Below are 22,358 nucleotides of genomic sequence, written 5' to 3' on the forward strand. Positions count from 1 at the left end.
ACTCAAGGGGCTAGGGTTTAACCACAAGTTACTGCGGTTGGGTCAAATCGAGTTGGTAAATAGCAAAGCCTGATTCATCCACCTGTTCGGTGGTAATGATATGAGTAAACTGTTCGCTGTATGCCTTTGCCTCAGCGCTATTGGCACTGGGAAATTGGATCTGTACGTTGGCAACTGGCGCAAAAGACCAGTTCATGTCGGCCGCAGGATTTAAGCCTTCACCATTATTTGCTTGGCTTTGATAAGCAATATAATCGGCAACCACTTGACGGTTTTCATCTGGAGAGTCCACTACTATCTTATCCGCCCCAATATTTGGGAAGTTTCCGCCACCAGAGGCACGATAGTTGTTAGTAGCGACTAAGAATTGCTGGTCGTGCGCAACAGGCTGGCCTTGATACTTAAGTTCCACAATACGTTGGCCATCGGAGACTTTTTCGCCTTTGGCGTTGTATCTAGCAGGTTGGGTCACATCAATTTGATAGGTCACACCATCTAACACATCAAAATTGTAAGAAGGGAAGTCACTGTTGATCAGCATTTGGACATCGTTGCTTTGCACGTCTACCTGATTAAACTGCCCCGCCGACATTTCTAACCACTCTTTTACTTGCGCGCCATTGAGTTTGAGCACTTTTAAAATATTGGGGTAAATATACAGGTCAGCCACATTGCGATAAGCAATATCACCCGATGGAATTGAAGTGTAGTCATCCGCGCCGCCACGTCCTGCTCTAAATGGAGCCCCAGCAGAGAGTATGGGCAAACCATCAAGCTCCGTCCCTTGGACAATCTTTTGCGTGTACCAAGTTTGCGCGTTGGTCACGATTTGAATCGATGGGTCATCATTGACAAGCGCGAAGTAGCTGTTAACGGGCCCAGTGATCTTAGCAAATGGGGCGTTTACCCATTCGCGCGTTTGTTGGTGAGCATCGTGGACCGCAGACTCAACCTGAGCGTCGTTATTAACCAAAGCTGTGGTGATACGGTTCTCGTCAGTTTCATAAATTGCTTGTAACGAGGATTGAGATTGACTCACTTGCCACTGGCCAGATTTATACTCCAGCGTTAGGTCTATAATCCCGAGATGATTTCCCCAAAAGCCAGGCATAACTGCGGCTACGCCATTTATGGTGCCTTTGTCTATATCGATACCATGGTCAGTCAGGTTTTCATAGCGCGCACCAGGGAAATTTGCATGCGCATGACCAAACATAATTGCATCAATGCCTTCAACCTTCGACAAATAATAACTGGCGTTCTCAGCCATAGGTTTGTCAGCACTCACATCTAGCCCAGAATGTGGAATAGCAACAATTAAGTTCGCGCCTTCTGCTTTCATCTTAGGTACATAAAGGTTTGCCATCGCAATGATGTCTTTGGCAATCACTTTACCTTCGAGATTGGCCTTGTCCCATTGCATGATTTGCGGTGGTACAAAACCAATGAAACCTACTTTGATGGTGTGGCTGTTGCCCTTAAGGTCAACGAAGGTTTTGTCTTGAATGACATAAGGTTTGAACAATGGTTCATCATTACTGTCATCATCATCGCCGTCATCTTTAAACACATTGGCACTGATATAAGGGAAATTCGCGTCATCAATGGCTTCGTGCAAAAACTCTAATCCAAAGTTAAATTCATGATTACCAATATTCGCAACATCGTATTCAAGCGTATTCATCGCAGCATAAACCGGATGTACCTCGCCATCCGCTAGCTTTTTGATTTTAGCCATGTAATCACCCAGCGGACTGCCTTGGATCAAGTCTCCATTATCAACCAGCACTGAGTTGCTCACTTGCTCACGCGCCTGACGGATCAAAGCAGCTGTTTTTACCAGACCAACCTTATCATCTTGCTTATCTGAGAAATAATTAAAGTTCAGCAGATTTGCGTGTAGATCCGTGGTCTCAAGTAAGCGAACTTCGATTTGCGTCCCCTCGGTAATAATTACAGGTTGCTTTTCGCTTGGCGTCTTTATTTTATTGTTGTCTGAGTCGGAACAACCAGCAAATAATGCGCTAGAGCCACACAATATTGCTAATGGTAATAACTTTGTCTTCATAGTCCTTGCTCTTTGATTTATCTAGAATTAGAGCAAGTACTATAGAGATCTAAAAAGACAATTAAGCGAATTATTCATGGCATATTTGTGCAATAAATATGACTTTTTAGGGACGGTCACATTGAGGGATTTTGGATGTTCTTCATCCAATCAGCATTGAACTTTGGACATTATTGCACGTTTCATTTTGTCGCCCACCAAGGTAAACTAAAATGCATAACTGATTTAAAAAGAATAAAAAAGGATTGAGAAATGAGTAGTGCATCACACAGCCCATGGCTATTTATTCCTAAGCCTAACCCACAGGCATCACTCAAAGTTATCTGTTTCCCTTATGCAGGTGGTAGCGTTAGATCATTCAGTGATTGGAAAGATACACTGCCAGACTTTGTGGAGCTTATCATCATCCAGATGCCAGCACGGGGCGCGCGTATTAGTGAACCACCAGCACAATGTATGGATGAATTAACAGATACGCTGATCACAGAACTTGCCCCACATTTAAACTGTGATTTCGTATTTTATGGCCATAGTTTGGGTGCCAGAGTAGCATTCGAAGCACAGCGTAAAATGCGCCTAAGTGGCATGGCCGGACCATGCCACTTTGTAGCTTCAGGTAGTCCAAACCCAGGTAAAGACCGCAGCCACGAAAAAACGCATTTATTAGATGATGAAGCATTCAAAGCCAAACTGAAAAGCCTCAATGGCACGCCTCCTGCGGTGTTAGAACATGAAGAACTGATGACATTGTTCATGCCGGTACTACGTGCTGACTTCAAGCTGGCAAACACCTATCGATATACTGGTGATGAAAAGAGCCCGTGTAGCTTGAGTGTGTTTGCGGGCAAGGATGACGAAATTACCGTCGAGGAGCAACAAGATTGGCAAAAGTACTTCTCAGGAGAGTACACCTTCACTTTATTTGAAGGTGATCATTTCTTTATCGACAGTTCCAATCAAGAAGTTGGAGAAGCGTTTAGTGACGTGGTTAAGCAGCTTTATACTGAACGTACACTCACCAGCGCATAGTTGGTATTAAAGCATTATTTGACTCGGTAATGGTGTTCTGCTTTTATGGACTTAAAAGCAGAACAAGGAAGCCTCATGATCTCAGAACAACAATGGCAAAGTGCCAAAAGCGTGTGTAAGGCTTCTTTATTTTCTTCGTTGCATTATGCTATCGCCTCAGTAGATGAAAATGGCTCACCACATCTCACCCCAATCGGCTCTTTGATGTTAGGCACTTTAACCAATGGTCAGGTCCAAGCCTGCTACTTTGAACGTTTTACGAAACAACTCCCCAGCAACGCCACACACAATACCAACGTCTGCATCTTAGCGGTAAATAGTAGTAAGTGGTTTTGGTTTCAATCATTATTAAAAGGGCAGTTTTTGCATCAACCAGCAGTGCGTCTGGCAGGTCAACTTGGACCATTAAGACTCGCTACCGATGAAGAGATTCAGCGCTGGCAAAGACGTGTAAGGCTATTGCGGTTTACTAAAGGCCACAGATTGATGTGGCAATCCATGCGCCATGTTCGCGATATAACTATCACGGAAGTGAAAGCGGTGAATATTGGGAAAATGACCCGTTAGCACACCTTGAATTAGTAAGCACTTGCAAACATTATAAGTGCATTTATATCAAATGAATGGCTATTTCACACAAGGTCCAACTAGTATGTCAGTTAATACAAACCAAGTGCCTTAGCTATCAACCTTACGCCTAAAAAGGCGGTAAAAATAAGCACCGAAAAGCCAAGAAAGTTAGACCATTTGGTATTAGCATGACGGCCAAGCAGCTGTCTATTGTTCATCGCGTACAATAAAAACATGGCAATAATGGGTAGCAATAAACCATTCGCAAACTGGGCAAGAATGATGATTTGAATCGGTTTAACGTCGGCCATTGATAAAACAGCCCCGATCACAACGATACTTATAGTGATCAGTCTAAAGGATTTAGAATTCACATCTCCTTTTAACTGCAAAATCTCAGAGATCACATACCCTGTTGCCAACGGTGCCGTGATCACGCTGCTTAGCCCCGCTGAGAATAAGCCAATGCCCAACAAATATTTTGAAAGGCTGCCAAAAGTCGGCTCAAAGATCACTGCCATATCCAGTGCGTTATTGACGCTCAGCCCAAACGTAAAAATACTGGCGGCCGCAGTAGAGGTCACTAAAATCGCGATCAGCCCCCCTAAACCAATAGAGACTATCGTATCTGAGCGAGCCTTTGGAATATCTTCGGGTTTAGACCAATGAGATTTGGCAGTCGATGCATGTAAAAACAAATTGTAAGGCACCACAGTGGTGCCAATCAGCGCTATCACTGTCAGCAAGCTCCCCTCAGGAATTGAAGGCATGACAAGCCCTTTAAATAGCTGGGTAAGGTCTGGCTTGACCAAAAAGAAGGTGATGATAAATGCTAGGGCCATCACACACACCAAAGTAATCAAAATACGCTCTATTTGCCGATAAGTACCTTGCATAAGAATGACCGCGCCAATCGCCGTCAGCGCAATGATAGAGCCTCGAAAAATCCATTTGTTGGGGTTGGTGATGGCCTCAATACCGAGCGCTGCCCCCACTAGGTTGCCAGCTTCATAGGCCGCATTTCCGATACATATGGCCACAATGATCAGTGCAAACAGTGGCCATTTCCACACAGAATCACGTAATGAGTGATTAATCACCTCGCCCAATCCTTTTTGCGTCACTATCCCTACTCGTGCCGACATTTCTTGTAGAATGATGGTTGCAACCGTTGCAAACACGAGTGCCCAAAGCAAAACATAGCCATATTGTGCGCCTGCAAGCGTACATGCGGTGATGGTGCCAGGGCCAATAAACGCCGCCGTCACAATGACACCAGGTCCATAGTTATTTAATCTTTTTAGCATGGTTATCTTCCCATTCTCTGCTGCCTTGGCACTTGCCCTGTACAATGATGACTATATTTTAAAGCGATTCACAATCGCAGCTAACTCCCCCGCTTTCTCACTGAGCTTGGAGCTAATTTCCAAATTACGATCCCCTATAGCCGCGGACTCTTTGGAGTGTTCAGAGATGGACTCAGTTCTCTCGCTGATCTCTTTATCCACGATATTTTGCTCTTTTGTCGCGCTGGCAATGTGCTCATTAACATTTAGAATTTCGTGAATAAACTGCACAATATTTTGTAAGGATTCGGATGCACTGGCGGCCTTATCAACCGTTAGCGCACTAAAACTCTTACTAGAGTCCATAGCTTGTACTGCGTCTTTTGAGCCATCAGTCAGCGTCTTTATCACACCTAATATTTGTGCTGCACTTTTTTGCGTGCGCGTGGCAAGCTCACGCACTTCATCAGCAACCACCGCAAACCCTCGACCTTGCTCGCCTGCTCGAGCTGCTTCAATTGCTGCATTAAGTGCTAATAAGTTAGTTTGCTCGGCAATTTCTTGAATGATTGATAACGAGCTTGAGATATTTTTTACATCACCTTCGAGCTTTAAAATTACATCACTGGCTTGGTCAAGCTTCTGCGCCAAGGTATTCACTGAATCAGTCGCTTCATCGACCGAGTTTTGCGTATCATTGGCGCTGCGGTTGGCATTTTTTGCTGAGTTTGCCGCTTCGTTAGCATTGCGAGAGATTTCTTCAGCAGAAGCGCTGAGCTGTGTCATTGCGGTTGCTATCATTTCGGTCTCAGACTGTTGGCGCATCAACAACGAATTTATTTCAGAAGAGGCCGTTGCGATTTGTTTGGTTTCATTAACCACTTCGTTGGTCAGCTTAGCAACCTTAATGATCAATGCGTGTAACTGGCCGAGAAAAATATTGAAATTGCGGCTCAAGCTATCAAACTCAGGTAAAGTAAAATCTGGAATACGCGCGGTTAAGTCCGCGTCTCTGGCGGCAAAAATATCTATGGTATCTTCAAACTTCGATAATGGCACAGTGATACTCTTGCTGATCAGCAAACCAAATATACCCACTACGATCGAAATAATGAGTGTAAACAACAAGATATCACGAATACTTTTTACCACCTGCTTATCGTTCTTCTCACGCATAGATTTAAGCAACGCATCCACATCCTCGGTGTAAAACCCAGTGCCAACGATAAGGTCCCAGTCGGGTAAATAAATACTATACGCCAACTTGGGGATAGCCTCGGTTTGATCCGGTTTAGGAAAGTAATACACAGAATAACCATCGCCACTTTTCGCCGAGTCGATGATATCTTGAACCAGATAATTTCCTCTTTTATCTTTTAAAGCAATGAAGTTTTTGCCAATTCCCTGATCGCTATCTCCTTGCATCACCCGCGTACCATCACTTCTAAACGCAAATAAGTAACCTGACTCTCCAAATTTTATGTTTTTCAAGAGGTTGATCACATCTTCTAGTGGCCGACCTTCATTTTGGATTGGTTTGATCACACTTTGGGCAATTTCCAGATAAGCCTTTAGTTCATCTCTTTTCATGCGCATCATTTCTTTACGACTTAAAGCCTCCTGTGCCTCACTGAGCATAGTCGCTTCACTGTAGGTGAGTGTAATCACAACAGACGAAATGATAATAATCGGGATTAAAGACAATAATATCAGTCTGGACTTTATGGTGAGTTTCATGCTTTTGTTCCTCGTACAAAGCGATTGCCCTGCTCCTGTGCCAAACTAATTGACCGATTGAGCGGACCCAACTGGCGTGCTTATCACAGGTTTAATACTTCGGTAATGTTGCAAATACTCTGCGATTATTTTCTGGTATGAACCATCTTCTTTCATTGCTCTGATGGCGATGTCTAGACGTTGTTTAACCCCTTCCAAATAAGGCTCTTTTGCAAATGCAATATAGCTTGGTATGTCGTAGTCATAAGAAGGGACTTGGCGAATTTTATCTTCTATACCTAACTGCTTGAGTATCTCCAAACCGCCGAGTTGGTTACTGATCACCACATCCACTCTATCTGCTAGTAATAGCTTAAAACTGTTAATTCCAGTATCTGTGGTTACAATATTTTCTAACACGCCTTTGGCCAGCGCCGCATCTATTTCTTCGCCATAGCTGACTTTTCTTACGATTCCAATACGATAAGGAGACAACGACGCAATGCGCCCATCAAAGTAAATTGGATATTCTTTGCGAGCAAAAAAACCTATGGACTGTTGCACCAAAACTTCCTTGGAATAGCTCATAAAGGTTTCCCGCTCTGGTGTTTTATAAATGGTAAATATGCCATCCACCCGACCATTTTTAACTTCTCTGATAGCACGCCCCCACGGCAAAAACTGAATCGAAAAAGGTTGTTCGATACGACCAAACGCTTCACGAACAATTTCGACTGCAATACCACTTGCATCCTGTGCCCCCTGAAACTCATAGGGTGGATACTCTAGCGTCACCAAGCGAATTACCCGCTCCTGCGCTGCTAGGGGCCACAACAGCCCCAGCAAAAACACCGCCAAGAAGATTAATTTACCAGCCATATCTAGCTTCTCTTGTGGCTCTGTTGTGCCAAACCACTCGTACATACTCACTGCTCGACAACCAATCGGCCCTCGATGAATTAGAAGCTGAACTGTAGTTTTGCATAGGCACGACGTCCTCTTGGGTCACCTGTGCGAGGGTCATAACTGCCTGCAACCGCAACATAGGGTGGCGCTTCATCGGTAACGTTGATAACACCAAGCGTCAGTTTAGTTTCAGAGTCGCCTTTGAGCACTTGCCCCATATTCACACTGTATTGCACATCGAGTGTATTAAAGGCATCAATTGATTCATCGCTCACATCATTGTTGTAGCTCGCCACATGTCTGATAAAAACATTGGCGCGATGCATGCCATTTGACCAGTTTAAGCCTATGCTGCCTCGTAAGCGTGGTGATGGATTGCCCACGGTATTGAGGTTGAGTTGACCGAGTCCATCGGTGGTTTGCCCGCTGGCATCCATCAAATCGTAACGCAGTAGATAAGTTGCTGTTAATTGTGGAGAGAAATCCCCAAAGTCACTTTGATAAATCGTTGAGACGTTTATATCGATTCCTGATGTGTCTATTGCCTCGGCGTTAACAAACTTAGTATTGACGATTGAAATGGTGCCAGCTGATGTTCTGATCACGCGTGTAGGGTCATTCGGATGAGCATTCACCACTGCTTGGTGGCTTTCTCTGGTGAGTACATCTTCAAATGAGAAATCCCAATAGTCGATATCAAATGCATATTCATCATAGCTATATGTGAGACCTAGATTAAGCGCTTCTGAGGTTTCGGGCACCAGATCAGGGTCTCCTATGGTGCGGTTTCCCCCAAAAGTGGTTGATCCATCTTCTGGGTCAGTGATATTAGCAAAATTAGTCTGTACGCCTTGCAATTGGTGCACGGATGGCGCTCTAAAGGAAGTACTAAAAGTGCCTCTAAGCGAGAGCGTATCGCTAGCTAGCCACAAGAATGAAAATTTAGGATTAGTGGTATCGCCACCAAAATCGCCGTAGTCTTCATATCTTATCGCTGCACCTATCTCTAGATTTTCAGTGATTGGCATCAGTACTTCGGCAAACACAGCTTTCACATCACGTTCACCTGTAAAGTTCTGATTACCTATAAGAAATGCAAAGCTATCCTGTTGTGTAAACGAGTCATACACATTGGTGATTGACTCATCACGGTACTGGATCCCGATGGCATAACCCACATCCCCTCCTGCCACTTCAAACAATGAGTCTCCCGTTATAACCGCTTCGAAGACACGCATTTCAGACTCAGCATCGCCAATATAGTCACCAATAATAAAGTCTCTCAGTAGCTCATTATTTGGGTCTTGTGGGTCAAATGGATTGAAATAATAACACTCTCCTACCCCAGCCTCAGACGCGGTTGTACCGTTACATTTGTTACCACCAAAACCATGCAGTGCAGCCTGAAAATTATCAGTAATAACATCTCTTGGGTTAACCAACGCATCATTTGCCGCAGCCACAAAGGAAGCCTGCCAATAGATGCCATCACTTATTTCACCGTCGACACCAAAGGCGAAACGAGATGTGGTATGGTCGTAATAATTGATCTCGGTAGGTTTGCCCACCCCATAAGGCCTGCCACGAAAGAATACATCTTCTTCATATGGGTTGTCAGGGTGAGAGGCCAATACACTGGGCGCATTAAGCACTGGAAAGCTGGGAGATACTTCACGACTGATTTTATTGCGCGCATAGCCAAATTCCGCCCACATTCTTGTCGTATCACTCCAATCCCACAGTGCACGCGCATACGCCTGTAGCCTGTCTTCATTGGGAACAGCGGTGATCTGAGGGGCAAAATCGAACAAACAGAAGGAATTACCGTTAGAACCCTGCGACACGCTTCCACCGTTAGCCTCACAATTCGGATCCGCAACGGTCAAACCGCTGGGGTTATTTTCATCGGCTAATGAGGGGATCACAAAGCTGCCGGGATTACCAAAGCTACTGGTTGCTGGCTTCACCCAATCAACCTCATCCAATAATAAGCTGGAGCGCTCCAAAAAGCTCACAGCAAACAGCATATGTGCAGAATCGCCCACATACCCACCATAAGCAAAGTCTATTTTGGTCTCATCTTGGCTACCCTCACTCCATCGAGTACGATACTCGTATTGTACTTCGGCACCTTCGAGATCATCTCGGGTAATAAAGTTAACAACCCCCGCAACCGCATCCGAACCATAAATTGCCGAAGCACCATCTTTGAGTATCTCAACGCGTTTGATAACAAGCGCAGGCACCAAAGAGGCCGTATCAACAAAGCTCGCTCCTTGGTCAGTGACAACGGCGGATGTAACCTGACGAATACCATTAAGTAGCACTAAGGTTGAAGATACACCTAGACCGCGTAGATTGACGTTTGAGGTACCCACCGTAAAGTTTTGCGTTAAATTGTCTGAGTTATTCTGTGAGCCTGCGTTGAAGGGTAAAACCTCAATAAGGTCACGCACGTCATTGGCCCCAATATCCGCAAGATCGCTCAATTGTGTACTTGAAATAGGTGAAGCGCTTTCTGACTGTACCGATCGTTTAATACGTGAACCGGTGACGGTGATCGTTTCAATAGATGTTTGTTCTTGAACTTCAGCATAAGCCGCGGTAGTCATTGCCACAATACAAAATGCTGGCAGCAACTTAGGATAATTCTTGCTCATCATATCCCCTTATCAATTTCACAGTGAGCGTTTGGGGGCAATGGTGCCCTTGTGATGCAAAGAGTGCGCAAAATTAATACAAGCTTAATAAATCATAGTTCGGTATTGATTAAATACATCAAAAAAGCGTAATTAAGCGCTAGAGCAGCCTAATAGACGCGCAAAGTAATAAGTGGTGAGGACACAATGAGGTGTAACCCCACCAGAACCAGTACATGGTCAAGGCAGGGCTATGAGGAGTCGCCTGGCGCTATTTGGCTATTGCCTTTGCCTCTGTGATTAGAGGGGGAGGGTTGCCCAGTAAACTATGCAGACAACGCTTGATTAACAAAAAAAGTAGTCCAGCAAACAACAAAGGGAGTAACACAAAAGCAATAAACTTATGCGCCAAGTTATGAGTGACCACGCTGTTGGCTTTTAACAGTTTATTTGGCAGCTTCACCGCGAGCGACTTATGCAACACCTTAACACCATGCTTTGCATGTTCCTTTAGATCGGTACTGGATAAACTGGTATTCATTTCCTTAGCCACATCACGAAAATAGCCTAAATCCGCCTTATGGCCCAATTCCGAGGCAACTATTTGAGAGCTTTTTGCACTCACATGAATACTGTAAGGTATCACGATATGGCACAATACAAATGCCAAGGCAAAGGCTTTACCTAGCCACTGTAAGCTTGGTCGGTATATTAGCTGCGGTTTCACCACGCATAACGCTGCCCACACAATGCTGTATAACAACCCCGCTTGTAATAACCAAGGTGACAGCTGCTCGGCCAAGAACGTAAGCGCCTGTATCACACCAACCAAAGCTAACGACCAAAACAAATAATGACTGCTTTTTTCTAACAAACTGGAGAAATCCGCCAACAAACTGCCTATTTGTACGTTAAAATCAACAATAAATGAGATACCAAATTGGCTGCTTTTTGCAACGTTGAGCGCAGCGTTTAGGGCGTTTACGTCAGCTAAATCTTTCATGATCTGCTGCTCAACCTGTTGCAAATACTGTAAGTTGGATTGATACAACTGTTTGTTATCTTCTACTAGTGAGCTGTTTGCGAAATGGCCTTGTACAATGCCTATGAGTAACCAAGCTAAAAGTATACAGCTTAAAAGTGCCAGTATCCGATACCGCTGCTGCTTAACTTCTTGATGAAAGGATGTTAATAACTGCATTTGAGCGCCTCCAATGCGTATTTACCATTGAGCACTTTATCTAGGTCAACTAGGGTGTTGATCCCTGCCACGGTGCCGGTCTGTGAATACTGCCAAATTTGAATATTTTCAAGCCCTTCAGGAGGGTTCATGGTGTCGCCATAGTGGGCAAACCAAAATGGATAGTCATTGAACGACGGACCAATGTTAGCCTGCCAAAAGCTACTATTACTGTACACCAAAGGCTTGCACCCAAGTTGCAGCTCAAGCCCAGTTAAAAATTCATGTAGCCGTGACTTAATTTGCTCTGCGCTTTGTTCACGAGTAATTTCCACATCCACCATCGGTGCTAATGTGAGCCCTTTCCCTTTGATATGCGATAGAAAATTATTCAATTGTTGCTCTGGTGCATCTTCAGCTTCAAAAAAATGGTACGCACCCACCGCCAACGAAGTGTTTTTGATGGCTGCTAAGTTATCGAAGTATTTAGGATCGGTATATGTAATACCATCGGTCGCCTTGAGATAAACAAACGCAATGCCGCTTTGCGCCACCTGCTGCCAATCTACCTGACCTTGATCGTGAGAGACATCAATACCATGTGTACTCGACACAGAGTTATTTTCCGCACTAAACCATGCAACAGAAGCAAACAGCACGGGCCTTTTAACACATAAAACAACAATAACCACCATCAGCAGCAGCTTAATTACCAGTTTATAATTCATTTCTATTCCTTGATGTTTACAGCAGAAGCCGCCAACTTCTTGCTACAACTTAATGCTCTTCAGTAGGTTATATAAAATATATCAACAGTTTACTTTACCACCAAGATAAAAATCACAAATGATTAACATTAAGCCAACGCGCGAGCACTTCCTTAAGTTGTGCCTGTTCCACAGGCTTACTTATAAAATCGTCCATACCGGCATTGAAGCAATCGTTAATGTCTTCTTTAAATATATTGGCTGTAAAAGCAATGATTGGCAGGTTTTTAAGTGTACCGTTTTGTCTGATCCGTTTGGATGTTTCAAGGCCATCCAGGTTCGGCATATGAACGTCCATCAAAATCAAATCAAAGCGTTGTGTTTCAAGTGCCTCAAGCGCAAGCAAACCATCTTTTGCAGTGCTCACCTCTAGGCCAAGCTTTTTCAGCATTGCCGTCACAACCATAAGATTGACATCATTGTCTTCAACGAGCAGCACGTGGCCCTTGAGTTCAGACAACGATGATACCTGTTGCTGTATGGGTTTATCTAGGCTGGACACAACCTCTACGGGTATTCTAAAAAACACGTCTGTGCCTTGGCCAAGCTTGGATTCAATACCAATCTCTCCGCCCATAAGCGCTAACAGCTCCTTGCAAAGGCTCAGGCCCAGTCCAGTACCGTCAAAACGGCGTGTTTTACTGCCATCAGCCTGTTTAAACGGTTCAAAAATATGCTGTAAATCTTGCTGTGAAATACCCACACCGGTATCAGAAACAACAAACTTCAAGTCCACCTGCTTTGCTGATTGACTACTTGTGTTTCTTAGTAATACCAGCACTTTTCCTTGCTCTGTAAACTTAATAGCATTGCCAACTAAGTTAATTAAGATCTGTTGCAAACGCGCCTGATCACCACGAATAAATTCGGGCACATCATCATCTATCACATAATCAAGCTGCAATCCCTTTTTTGCAGCCAAGGGGGTGAGCAAATGATTAATATCCTCAATCAAGTCTTTTACCGCAAAATCATTGTATTCAAGCGTGACATGCCCCTCTTCGAGCTTAGATAAGTCTAAAATATCGTTGATCACATTCAATAAATGCTTACCTGAATGTGTACAGATTTTTAATAACTGAGTCTGTTCTTTGCTAAGCTCTGAACTATTATTTAGCAGCTCCAAAGTACCCAAAATACCGTTCATTGGCGTACGGATCTCATGACTCATGTTGGCTAGAAAGCGACCTTTGGCTTGCAGTGCCTGCTGAGCTTGTTGTTTGGCTTCTTCTAATTCTTGGGTGCGCGTATTAACCAGCTCCGCAAGCTTACCTTCTCGCTGACGCAACTTGTTGCGCATTTGCTCGAAGGCGCGAGTAAGTTCTCCAAACTCCCCCTTATTATGGCTGCTAATTGGCTGATCGTAATTGCCTGATGACATATATTTCGCCGCATCAGTGAGTGATTTTATGGGCTTATAAATAACGTTTGATATCCATATTGCAACGACACATACCAAGGTGAGTACAAACACCAGCACAATCCAAAATAATGTTCGCAACTCATGTACCTGAGCAAACATGGCGTCATCAGTTAGAACAATAGAAATACTGTAGTTAGCTGAATCTATTGGGGCAAAAAATACGTGTAGCGGCTGATGGGTATTTGGGTCTGTGATCTGCTCATAACCTCGATGTCCAGCTATCTTTCGCAGTCCAAGCGCTTTTATCTGAGGGTCATCATGTTGAGTAATATAGTGTGACTGAGATGCGCGTTCACCACTCATTTCATTGGCCCACTCACCCTCTTCAGTTTTCAAATGGACAATATTTTCTTTGTCCCAATGAGAAATATAAGCACCATGGCGAGATACCAACATAATGCGTGCTTTGCCTGAAAACGAAGCAACTACATTGTTCTCAACCTGTGCAATTAACCTTTCAATTTCATCCCAAGCTATTGCTCCTGCCAATAGCCCTGCTAGCTTATTTTGCTCATCCAAAATACTGGCACTAACCACAATTTGCTTGGTATGGGTGGTGTAGGAAATCATGGGGTCGGATACATAGACTAAGGGCCGAGCGTCAATATTCTGCCCAATCGTGGCTTGCCAGTAGTCTCGTTTGATTAAACTTTTTGCCTCAGCGTTTGGGTTTGTGTCATCAAAGGTTCTGAACATACCTTGTGCAGGATTACCACCTTCCGTGTTATAGAAACGGCCATCCAACTCCCCCAAAATAAACTTTTCATAACCTCCTTGGCTGCGAGCCTTGGCGTTTTTGAGGTAAGCTTTCATTTGTGCAAAATCCATGCTTTGCACACGCTTATCATTCACCATGGTTGATAACTCTGCTTTGCGCGCACTAAAATATCTATCAAAGGTCATCGCTGCATTGTTTACTTCCGCTTGTGCTGCAATCACCCTTAGTTGTTTGGCCTGCTCACTACTTTGGGTTATCGCAAGCCAGAACATCATTAGTAACGGCAGCAACGCACAGCCAAGCATTAAACCAACCAATTGGTTCTTTAAACGCATATCATCTTATTAGAATGAGAAACATGCACTACAGTCTAGTAGAAAAAGCGCTCAGGCTCTAACAATGATTGCTGTTATTTTCGATTTAAATTAGCAATAAATACAATAAGGTAAGATGTAAAATATCGAGTATTAACCCAGCCCTGAGCATCGTTGTATCACAGCACCTCAGGCACTCTTTGGCTAGCTCAGCGCCATATTGCTTCTTTTGCCGCCCATACTCACGATTCTACGCTTAGCAGATCCACAAACACGTTGCTTGTGCTCACTTGCATGGGTGTTGATAAGCCACAGTGCACATGCATCATCAATATAATAAAACGCCAATTGCTGGCTTTGCTTGGCTAACTTTATAGCAGTATGAAACTGGCATGGCACGAACATACTAAGCTCCTTGTAGTGCATATTTCTGTCTCCGCCCCACAAAAATGAGTAACGCACCCCTTGGTTATTGAGACAATTAATAATCTTATGAGCGAACAACTTATTTTTTCTAAGTGTATATATTTGTCCACACGGATTCCAAATACTGATGATAGCTCCGCTATGTAAAAACCGCTGACCACGGTTGCTAGGCACTAGCGAGTTGCGTAAATCACAAGGTTGAAAGTACACCTGATGATAGATTTCCCAAAGCTGTTCATTTACCACGTTAATACTCCTCACTACCAGGTGCACATTTTTAACACAGCTTAGCCCACAAAACAGTTGCTTGACCCTTATCAACTGTAAAGGGGGTTGATAACAGCTACTGTTACCTTGATGTAAGCTTCTATACGTAATTAAAAGCAGCACTTTTTAACTAATTAATTAAACGCAACAAGAAGAGCAAAATTAATACAGAAATTAACTTAAAAAGAATAAAAAAACCAGCAACAATAGAGCTAAAATCTCTAACATTCAAGTTTCAGGCTACAATATTTCACCTCGTTAAAAGCTGCCATAAATTTACAGCTGGAAAATAAAAGTGACACTCAAAAACAACCATTTAACCTTTGATTTATATCAATTTTTTAATTTAAATCGTCGTTAAACTGTAACCAAAGTTTAACTTGATGAACTCAATTTAAACGGTAGGATACACCCGCCAATTAGGCATTAATCACTTTTAAATTAGAAGGAATTTTCTTGTGAAAAAATTACTGTTAACCACAATTTTTGGTCTAATTTCATCTGCTAGCTTTTCATCTTTAGCTACACCAGACCTAGCGTCAGGCTATTATACTACGCAAGAAGTATTAGAGTTTGGTCGTAAATACCAAGTGGTGAAAGAGCAGTTAAACAACTCTGGTTATGAGCTTCAAGGCTGTGAGCAACAACCAGTGTACTATTTTGCGCAGCCAAGCGAAGACGTCTACTTGTTTAGCCAGGCAGAGTGTTATTATTCAATCCCTAAAGACCCGAATGTTTACTCATTTAGAACTGACTATGCAACGGTAGTGGTTGATATTTATTATCATCAACTGAACTACCTGTATCATGAGGGCGATGTAAATGTAAGCTACTTTACAGCCTACTAAATCTCTATCGGATGGGGTGGCAGAGCCACTTCATCCCAGTTCCCACACCCAAAACCTTCCCTTACTCCCCCCTACGCCTTTAGTCAATCTGACCAATATATTGCATAAGCCACTAAAAAAGTGAATAATGAAATCAGCTAAAATACTAAAAAAATCATAAAAAACAATAACTAAATTTTTGGCATCTTACTTGCCCTATAAAAAGGCACCGATTTACTACCAAAAATAAAATACAGGGACATTCCATGCTTAAAATACTTACCCCTTTAGTGAGCACCTTAATTCTAAGTGGCTGTATCATTCATGTTAATACAGCCTCTGCAGAAGCAAAAGAGCATGTACAACGCCAACTGCAACTGTCTACTAGTAACATTTCGTCACTTGCTGCGTTAACCAACGCAGGCTATCTAAAAATTATAGCCTCGTCAGATACCGATGAGATCACCGCCAGTGCAGACATTTACACCATAGAACCAAATGACTTTGTTTTTACACTTGAGCAGCAAGGCAATACCGCAAAACTAGTTGCCAAAGTTAACGCTGAAAATACTTGGCGCTTTGGTGGTAACGGCCCAAAAATAGACATGACTATTACCATGCCAAGTCAACTTGCATTAGATTTAACCGACACCTCTGGTGACATTGATATAAAAGGGTTGATCAATAACATCCAAATCAATGACGGTTCAGGAGCACTGACGATTGATGGTGGAGACAACATCACAATACGAGACGATTCTGGTGACATAACAGTTCTCAACGCCAAGGGTAACTTGAGCATAAACGATGGCTCAGGAGAAATAACGATCCGTGGTGGACAACAGCTCACCTTACGAGATGATTCGGGCGGTATTGAGATTGCTAATGTAACAGGAGATATGCAGATCACTGACGGCTCGGGCGATATGGACATAGTCGGTGGCAATAACCTTGTGATAAAAGATGACTCTGGAGACATCAGTCTTGCTTCAATCGCGGGGTCTATATCTGTGGTTGATGGCTCTGGTAATTTAACCATTGATGGTGCACAAAGCGTCAACATTGATGATGACTCTGGGTATATTAAAGTCAATAACACCCGTGGTGATGTAAAAATAGAAGATGGTAGCGGCGACATCTGGGTAAGAAACGCCGGCGCTGTGACCATTGACGATGACTCGGGCGACATCAATATCGACACGGCACAAAGCCTGGAAATCTTGAGCGATAGTTCAGGTGATGTACGCACGAACGATATCAAAGGTGGCACTAAAATACGCTAACCAACACCATACCCATCACGCAGTTAAACACCATATTGCTGCGTGATGCTTTATTTTTAACCGCTAAACCCTTAAACTACTCGTCTCACCTACTTCAAGGAGTAAACGCCAACATGAACAACTAATACCTGTTATCCATTTTCATTTGTTTTCTTTGGATCTACAGGGTTAGTGAGCGTGGCTATGCGTTTATACCTTTTCATTTTTTTGTACGCACATTTAGACTGAGCGTTACCTTTTGGTTGTACTGTTTGGCCTCGTTGACTGCCCCTATTTGAATAATTAGGAGGCCGCGATGCCCGTGTTAACCGCACAAAACCTAAGTTACCAATTTGCTGATGGCAACGTAATATTTAATGCCCTCAACTGCGCCATTGACCACACTCGCATCGGGTTGGTTGGCAAAAATGGGGCGGGTAAGTCTATTCTAGCTAGACTACTTGCCAAACAATTAGCACCAACACAAGGTCGCATTCACAGCCAAGCATCCATCGGCTTTTTTGATCAACATGCCAAGCAACATCTAGATAGCTCAACCACTATCGCACAATTTCTTGGCCACGACAGTACACTCAAAGCACTGGAAAAAATAGCCAACGGCCACTGTGAACCCGCACTTTTTGACGCGGTAGAGCAACATTGGCAACTGCCACAAACCCTGTCTCAGCAGCTCATTGCTATAGGCTTACCCAATGACTATCACATGCTTTGCAAACACCTCAGCGGCGGCCAGCTTGCGCGTCTGCGTCTTTGGCAACTTTTTGATAGCAATGCCGAATTACTCATTCTGGATGAACCCTCTAACCACCTTGATGCCGATGGCCGGCAGTGGCTAGCCGAGCAATTGAGTGCGTTTAGAGGCCATGTTTTACTGGTCAGTCACGACCATACGTTGCTAAAGCAAGTAAGCCAAATATGGGAGCTAAGTGAGTTAGGATTAAAACAGTATGGCACCGACTTTGATAACTTTTTAATACAAAAACACACCGAGCAAAGCACACAGAGCAAACAAATTAACGCCGTGCGCAAGCAACAATTAGTAGTAAAAAGACAAGCACAACTCAATAAAGAAAAGGCACAAAAGCGAGCCGCTCAAGGCAACAAACTGCGAGCAAGTAATAGCCAAGCAAAAGTGCTACTCAATAGCAAAAGAGACAACGCCACAGCGAATGCATCGAGCAACCTTAAAAATCAACAGCAACGGCAAAAAAAGCTCCAAGATAAACATGCTCAATTAAGGCTCAAACAGCAACAACACCAAACCCAGCAACTTTATTTAGGCAATATATCCAAAACAGACACCAACAAACGCTCGTTAGTCAGCGCACAGCAATTAACACTTCCCTTTGGCCAGCAAAAAGCGCTCAACTTTACCATTTATCAGCAGCAAAAATGGCACATACAAGGTGCCAATGGCAGTGGTAAATCTACCCTGTTAAAAGTGCTACTAGATCAGCGCGCTCCAAAATCTGGCTCAGTGATAATCAACACCACTTTGAGCTATATCGACCAACACTTTTTACACCTAACGTCCCACCAAAATTGTTTAGATACGTTAACGCAAACTTGTCCAGAGTTAACACACTCAGTCGCACGTACTCTACTTGCGGGAATAGGACTGAAAAAAACTAAAGTCAGCCAGCCAATTAATACCCTAAGCGGCGGAGAAAAAATGAAACTCAGTATGCTTTGCGCAAGTCAGCAAAGCCCCACTCCACTTTTGTTACTCGATGAACCTGACAACCACCTAGACTTCGACTCAAAGCAACAGCTCGCAAAGGCACTAAGCGAATACTCAGGCAGCTTCCTAATCGTTAGCCATGACGAGTATTTTTTAACAAACATAGGCATAACCCATGAGCTTTCTTTAAACTCAGAATAATCGAAACTGTAAAGGGGGTTGACATATCTAACGAGTGCGGTCAGCCCCGTGGGTACGGGGAACACGCAGCAAATCATTCGAGATCGTGGCCAGGACCTGGTTTAGCCCCATGGGTACGGGGAACACTTCATAACATAAATCTTCTTCTCTTTTTAAAGCGGTTTAGCCCCGTGGGTACGGGGAACACCATAATTTGCTCCATATTTTTCGGCCAAAAAACGGTTTAGCCCCGTGGGTACGGGGAACACTACTTATATCTGCTGTACTGCTAATTGAATCACGGTTTAGCCCCGTGGGTACGGGGAACACTACTTATATCTGCTGTACTGCTAATTGAATCACGGTTTAGCCCCGTGGGTACGGGGAACACAAGCGTCAGATGTTTACGCTAAGAGACGATAACGGTTTAGCCCCGTGGGTACGGGGAACACACACGGACCCGAACAGCGCGGCCAATGAAGCGCGGTTTAGCCCCGTGGGTACGGGGAACACCCATGCTTGCACGGCTTGCCTGTGAAATAATACGGTTTAGCCCCGTGGGTACGGGGAACACACTTCAAAATTACTAACACTATCTAATATGTCCGGTTTAGCCCCGTGGGTACGAGGAACACTACAGCAACATTGTTCTAGTTTGCCCTAAGTACGGTTTAGCCCCGTGGGTACGGGGAACACGAATAGAAAACGTGATAATGCTGATGCTGACTACGGTTTAGCCCCGTGGGTACGGGGAACACATGGAGACAAAAACAACGTGACACTCAACAACCGGTTTAGCCCCGTGGGTACGGGGAACACGACATTGGTCAGGCTCTTGGGAGCCATAAGCGCGGTTTAGCCCCGTGGGTACGGGGAACACAATACTTGGTTTTCGGGAAAACTGAAAATGAACGGTTTAGCCCCGTGGGTACGGGGAACACGCTTTGTTTAATCGTATGGAAAAACGTGATAACGGTTTAGCCCCGTGGGTACGGGGAACACCGGCTCCCATGGTGTGCCGTCGGGTGACTGTTCGGTTTAGCCCCGTGGGTACGGGGAACACAATGGTTAGATACAACCCGTAAAAGGGTTTTACGGTTTAGCCCCGTGGGTACGGGGAACACAAAGGGTGAAGATGTTTCGATAGCAACAAGCTCGGTTTAGCCCCGTGGGTACGGGGAACACATAATGCGGCCCGACGAAATAATAATAAAGACCGGTTTAGCCCCGTGGGTACGGGGAACACAAAATCGGCGTGCACAAATAGAAATAGGTTCGCGGTTTAGCCCCGTGGGTACGGGGAACACTAATAACCTGTTTAATGCGTTTCGCTTATTAACGGTTTAGCCCCGTGGGTACGGGGAACACGATATATCGCCAACGGGTGTTATTTTGATTGACGGTTTAGCCCCGTGGGTACGGGGAACACCGCTGACCTACAGAGTGGATCACAAAACCAAACGGTTTAGCCCCGTGGGTACGGGGAACACTGGCGAAAGTTAGGAAGCTGGCCCACTTTAACCGGTTTAGCCCCGTGGGTACGGGGAACACGCCTAACCATACGCCCCTTGAACTCTTCATAGTCGGTTTAGCCCCGTGGGTACGGGGAACACAGGATTGTATGTTTCAACAATGTCGTTGATATCGGTTTAGCCCCGTGGGTACGGGGAACACTAGTAGGACCTACAGGGGCTGGTAAGTCTACGCGGTTTAGCCCCGTGGGTACGGGGAACACAAAGGGTGAAGATGTTTCGATAGCAACAAGCTCGGTTTAGCCCCGTGGGTACGGGGAACACATTCTCACTAGAAAATCTAAAATTCCAACCGTCGGTTTAGCCCCGTGGGTACGGGGAACACCATCCGGAGAAAACAGAGTTGATGAGCCTAGCCGGTTTAGCCCCGTGGGTACGGGGAACACACATCACCTATCGCCTCTTGAATACCTATCCACGGTTTAGCCCCGTGGGTACGGGGAACACTTCTCAGTCATCGCAGTAATTTGGGATTCAAGCGGTTTAGCCCCGTGGGTACGGGGAACACGCTGACAATGGAAATGTCACTAAACCTACGTGACGGTTTAGCCCCGTGGGTACGGGGAACACTTGAAAAGTTTGGCTCAATAACAATAGATGCGCGGTTTAGCCCCGTGGGTACGGGGAACACTCGAGACCATTTCCCATGGACAGTCTGGCCAACGGTTTAGCCCCGTGGGTACGGGGAACACAAGTTGTAACGTGATAAAAGGCGTTGGAACGCCGGTTTAGCCCCGTGGGTACGGGGAACACGCTTAAGCCCCTTTCTTCACATCATCCATTCTCGGTTTAGCCCCGTGGGTACGGGGAACACGTGGGATAAAGATATAAAAGATCCTGCGAAAGCGGTTTAGCCCCGTGGGTACGGGGAACACATAATTCTTTTTCGAACTGTTCAATCACATTACGGTTTAGCCCCGTGGGTACGGGGAACACTTTCGACAGAGTTAAATTCGACAAAGTGTTTACGGTTTAGCCCCGTGGGTACGGGGAACACACCACCGTGGGCAATACCTGAGGGTTGCTGGGCGGTTTAGCCCCGTGGGTACGGGGAACACAATCAGAAGCGCCAGCCTGCACCAGAATAACACGGTTTAGCCCCGTGGGTACGGGGAACACGGGGGCATATTCGAAAGCACTCCTGAGCAGGTCGGTTTAGCCCCGTGGGTACGGGGAACACTGTTTTGATAGTTTTAACGCCGATTTAAGGCGCGGTTTAGCCCCGTGGGTACGGGGAACACTAAAAACATGTTCGTCATAAAAAAGTCCCTTTCGGTTTAGCCCCGTGGGTACGGGGAACACAACTGGCAGCAGAGTCCGTTATAAATAAAGTCCGGTTTAGCCCCGTGGGTACGGGGAACACCCGCTATAGGAGGATCTGAGAAGGGTTCGTCACGGTTTAGCCCCGTGGGTACGGGGAACACTTGTATTTAACACCATCTATGTTTACATCATACGGTTTAGCCCCGTGGGTACGGGGAACACCAAAACCATATGGTTAATTTCTGTTTTGATAACGGTTTAGCCCCGTGGGTACGGGGAACAC

General features: G+C 44.7%; 14 protein-coding genes and 1 CRISPR repeat array. Of the genes, 5 read left to right on the top strand and 9 right to left on the bottom strand.

The annotated features are described in order from the left end of the window. Positions 1–28: 28 nt before the first annotated feature. Positions 29–2,068 carry a bifunctional 2',3'-cyclic-nucleotide 2'-phosphodiesterase/3'-nucleotidase gene (locus L1070_RS15535; RefSeq protein WP_237126232.1) on the bottom strand — a complete coding sequence of 680 codons (2,040 nt, stop codon included), beginning with the start codon at positions 2,066–2,068 and terminating at the stop codon, positions 29–31. A 252-nt stretch (positions 2,069–2,320) separates the two neighbouring features. Here L1070_RS15535 and L1070_RS15540 point away from each other — a divergent pair, with 252 nt between their 5' ends. After that, positions 2,321–3,097 carry an alpha/beta fold hydrolase gene (locus tag L1070_RS15540; protein WP_237126233.1) on the top strand — a complete coding sequence of 259 codons (777 nt, stop codon included), beginning with the start codon at positions 2,321–2,323 and terminating at the stop codon, positions 3,095–3,097. A 75-nt stretch (positions 3,098–3,172) separates the two neighbouring features. Next, on the top strand, positions 3,173–3,664 hold the full coding sequence (locus tag L1070_RS15545) for a hypothetical protein (protein ID WP_237126234.1): 492 nt from the start codon (positions 3,173–3,175) through the stop codon (positions 3,662–3,664). A gap of 92 nt (positions 3,665–3,756) precedes the next feature. Here the strand turns inward: L1070_RS15545 and L1070_RS15550 are convergent, their stop codons facing one another. The 8 genes from L1070_RS15550 to L1070_RS15585 form a co-directional block, all read right to left on the bottom strand. Beyond that, positions 3,757–4,974, bottom strand: a complete 1,218-nt coding sequence (locus L1070_RS15550; RefSeq protein ID WP_237126235.1) for an Nramp family divalent metal transporter — start codon at positions 4,972–4,974, stop codon at positions 3,757–3,759. Between the two features lie 51 nt (positions 4,975–5,025). Next, positions 5,026–6,690 (bottom strand): methyl-accepting chemotaxis protein, encoded by a 1,665-nt coding sequence (locus L1070_RS15555; protein ID WP_237126236.1) that lies wholly within the window; start codon positions 6,688–6,690, stop codon positions 5,026–5,028. 45 nt (positions 6,691–6,735) lie between these two features. Continuing rightward, positions 6,736–7,593, bottom strand: coding sequence for a transporter substrate-binding domain-containing protein (locus L1070_RS15560; RefSeq protein WP_237126237.1), 858 nt, complete (start codon positions 7,591–7,593; stop codon positions 6,736–6,738). A gap of 35 nt (positions 7,594–7,628) precedes the next feature. Further along, positions 7,629–10,235: a TonB-dependent receptor gene (locus L1070_RS15565; protein WP_237126238.1), complete on the bottom strand. Its 2,607-nt coding sequence runs from the start codon at positions 10,233–10,235 to the stop codon at positions 7,629–7,631. A 250-nt stretch (positions 10,236–10,485) separates the two neighbouring features. Next, on the bottom strand, positions 10,486–11,415 hold the full coding sequence (locus L1070_RS15570; RefSeq protein WP_237126239.1) for a hypothetical protein: 930 nt from the start codon (positions 11,413–11,415) through the stop codon (positions 10,486–10,488). After that, positions 11,403–12,122, bottom strand: coding sequence for a GH25 family lysozyme (locus L1070_RS15575; protein ID WP_237126240.1), 720 nt, complete (start codon positions 12,120–12,122; stop codon positions 11,403–11,405). The genes L1070_RS15570 and L1070_RS15575 overlap by 13 nt, the downstream gene beginning before the upstream one ends. Before the next feature lie 112 nt (positions 12,123–12,234). Continuing rightward, a complete protein-coding gene (locus L1070_RS15580; protein WP_237126241.1) occupies positions 12,235–14,637 on the bottom strand; it encodes a hybrid sensor histidine kinase/response regulator in 2,403 nt (800 codons plus the stop codon). Between the two features lie 183 nt (positions 14,638–14,820). After that, the gene (locus L1070_RS15585; protein WP_237126242.1) at positions 14,821–15,288 is read right to left on the bottom strand and encodes a hypothetical protein; all 468 of its coding nucleotides are present in this window, start codon (positions 15,286–15,288) and stop codon (positions 14,821–14,823) included. A gap of 479 nt (positions 15,289–15,767) precedes the next feature. On the opposite strand from L1070_RS15585, the gene L1070_RS15590 reads away from it, so the two are divergent. From L1070_RS15590 to L1070_RS15600, 3 genes are all read left to right on the top strand, one after another. Next, complete coding sequence (locus L1070_RS15590; RefSeq protein WP_070985959.1) at positions 15,768–16,157, top strand: hypothetical protein; 390 nt, start codon at positions 15,768–15,770, stop codon at positions 16,155–16,157. A gap of 245 nt (positions 16,158–16,402) precedes the next feature. Further along, positions 16,403–17,419 (top strand): DUF4097 domain-containing protein, encoded by a 1,017-nt coding sequence (locus L1070_RS15595; protein WP_237126243.1) that lies wholly within the window; start codon positions 16,403–16,405, stop codon positions 17,417–17,419. A gap of 295 nt (positions 17,420–17,714) precedes the next feature. Then, the gene (locus L1070_RS15600) at positions 17,715–19,301 is read left to right on the top strand and encodes an ATP-binding cassette domain-containing protein (RefSeq protein WP_237126244.1); all 1,587 of its coding nucleotides are present in this window, start codon (positions 17,715–17,717) and stop codon (positions 19,299–19,301) included. Between the two features lie 36 nt (positions 19,302–19,337). Further along, a CRISPR array of direct repeats spans positions 19,338–22,357; the repeat unit is 28 nt; unit sequence CGGTTTAGCCCCGTGGGTACGGGGAACA. Position 22,358: the final 1 nt, after the last annotated feature.

It is taken from the genome of Pseudoalteromonas sp. MMG022 (assembly GCF_021654245.1).
Taxonomy (GTDB): Bacteria; Pseudomonadota; Gammaproteobacteria; order Enterobacterales; family Alteromonadaceae; genus Pseudoalteromonas; species Pseudoalteromonas amylolytica.

Excerpts from the sequence above, each read along its gene's own strand:
- L1070_RS15575 (WP_237126240.1), bottom strand. The coding sequence starts at position 12,122 with ATGAATTATAAACTGGTAATTAAGCTGCTGCTGATGGTGGTTATTGTT.
- L1070_RS15535 (WP_237126232.1), bottom strand. The coding sequence starts at position 2,068 with ATGAAGACAAAGTTATTACCATTAGCAATATTGTGTGGCTCTAGCGCA.
- L1070_RS15560 (WP_237126237.1), bottom strand. The coding sequence starts at position 7,593 with ATGTACGAGTGGTTTGGCACAACAGAGCCACAAGAGAAGCTAGATATG.
- L1070_RS15595 (WP_237126243.1), top strand. The coding sequence starts at position 16,403 with ATGCTTAAAATACTTACCCCTTTAGTGAGCACCTTAATTCTAAGTGGC.
- L1070_RS15545 (WP_237126234.1), top strand. The coding sequence starts at position 3,173 with ATGATCTCAGAACAACAATGGCAAAGTGCCAAAAGCGTGTGTAAGGCT.
- L1070_RS15550 (WP_237126235.1), bottom strand. The coding sequence starts at position 4,974 with ATGCTAAAAAGATTAAATAACTATGGACCTGGTGTCATTGTGACGGCG.
- L1070_RS15580 (WP_237126241.1), bottom strand. The coding sequence starts at position 14,637 with ATGCGTTTAAAGAACCAATTGGTTGGTTTAATGCTTGGCTGTGCGTTG.
- L1070_RS15540 (WP_237126233.1), top strand. The coding sequence starts at position 2,321 with ATGAGTAGTGCATCACACAGCCCATGGCTATTTATTCCTAAGCCTAAC.
- L1070_RS15570 (WP_237126239.1), bottom strand. The coding sequence starts at position 11,415 with ATGCAGTTATTAACATCCTTTCATCAAGAAGTTAAGCAGCAGCGGTAT.
- L1070_RS15555 (WP_237126236.1), bottom strand. The coding sequence starts at position 6,690 with ATGAAACTCACCATAAAGTCCAGACTGATATTATTGTCTTTAATCCCG.
- L1070_RS15600 (WP_237126244.1), top strand. The coding sequence starts at position 17,715 with ATGCCCGTGTTAACCGCACAAAACCTAAGTTACCAATTTGCTGATGGC.
- L1070_RS15565 (WP_237126238.1), bottom strand. The coding sequence starts at position 10,235 with ATGAGCAAGAATTATCCTAAGTTGCTGCCAGCATTTTGTATTGTGGCA.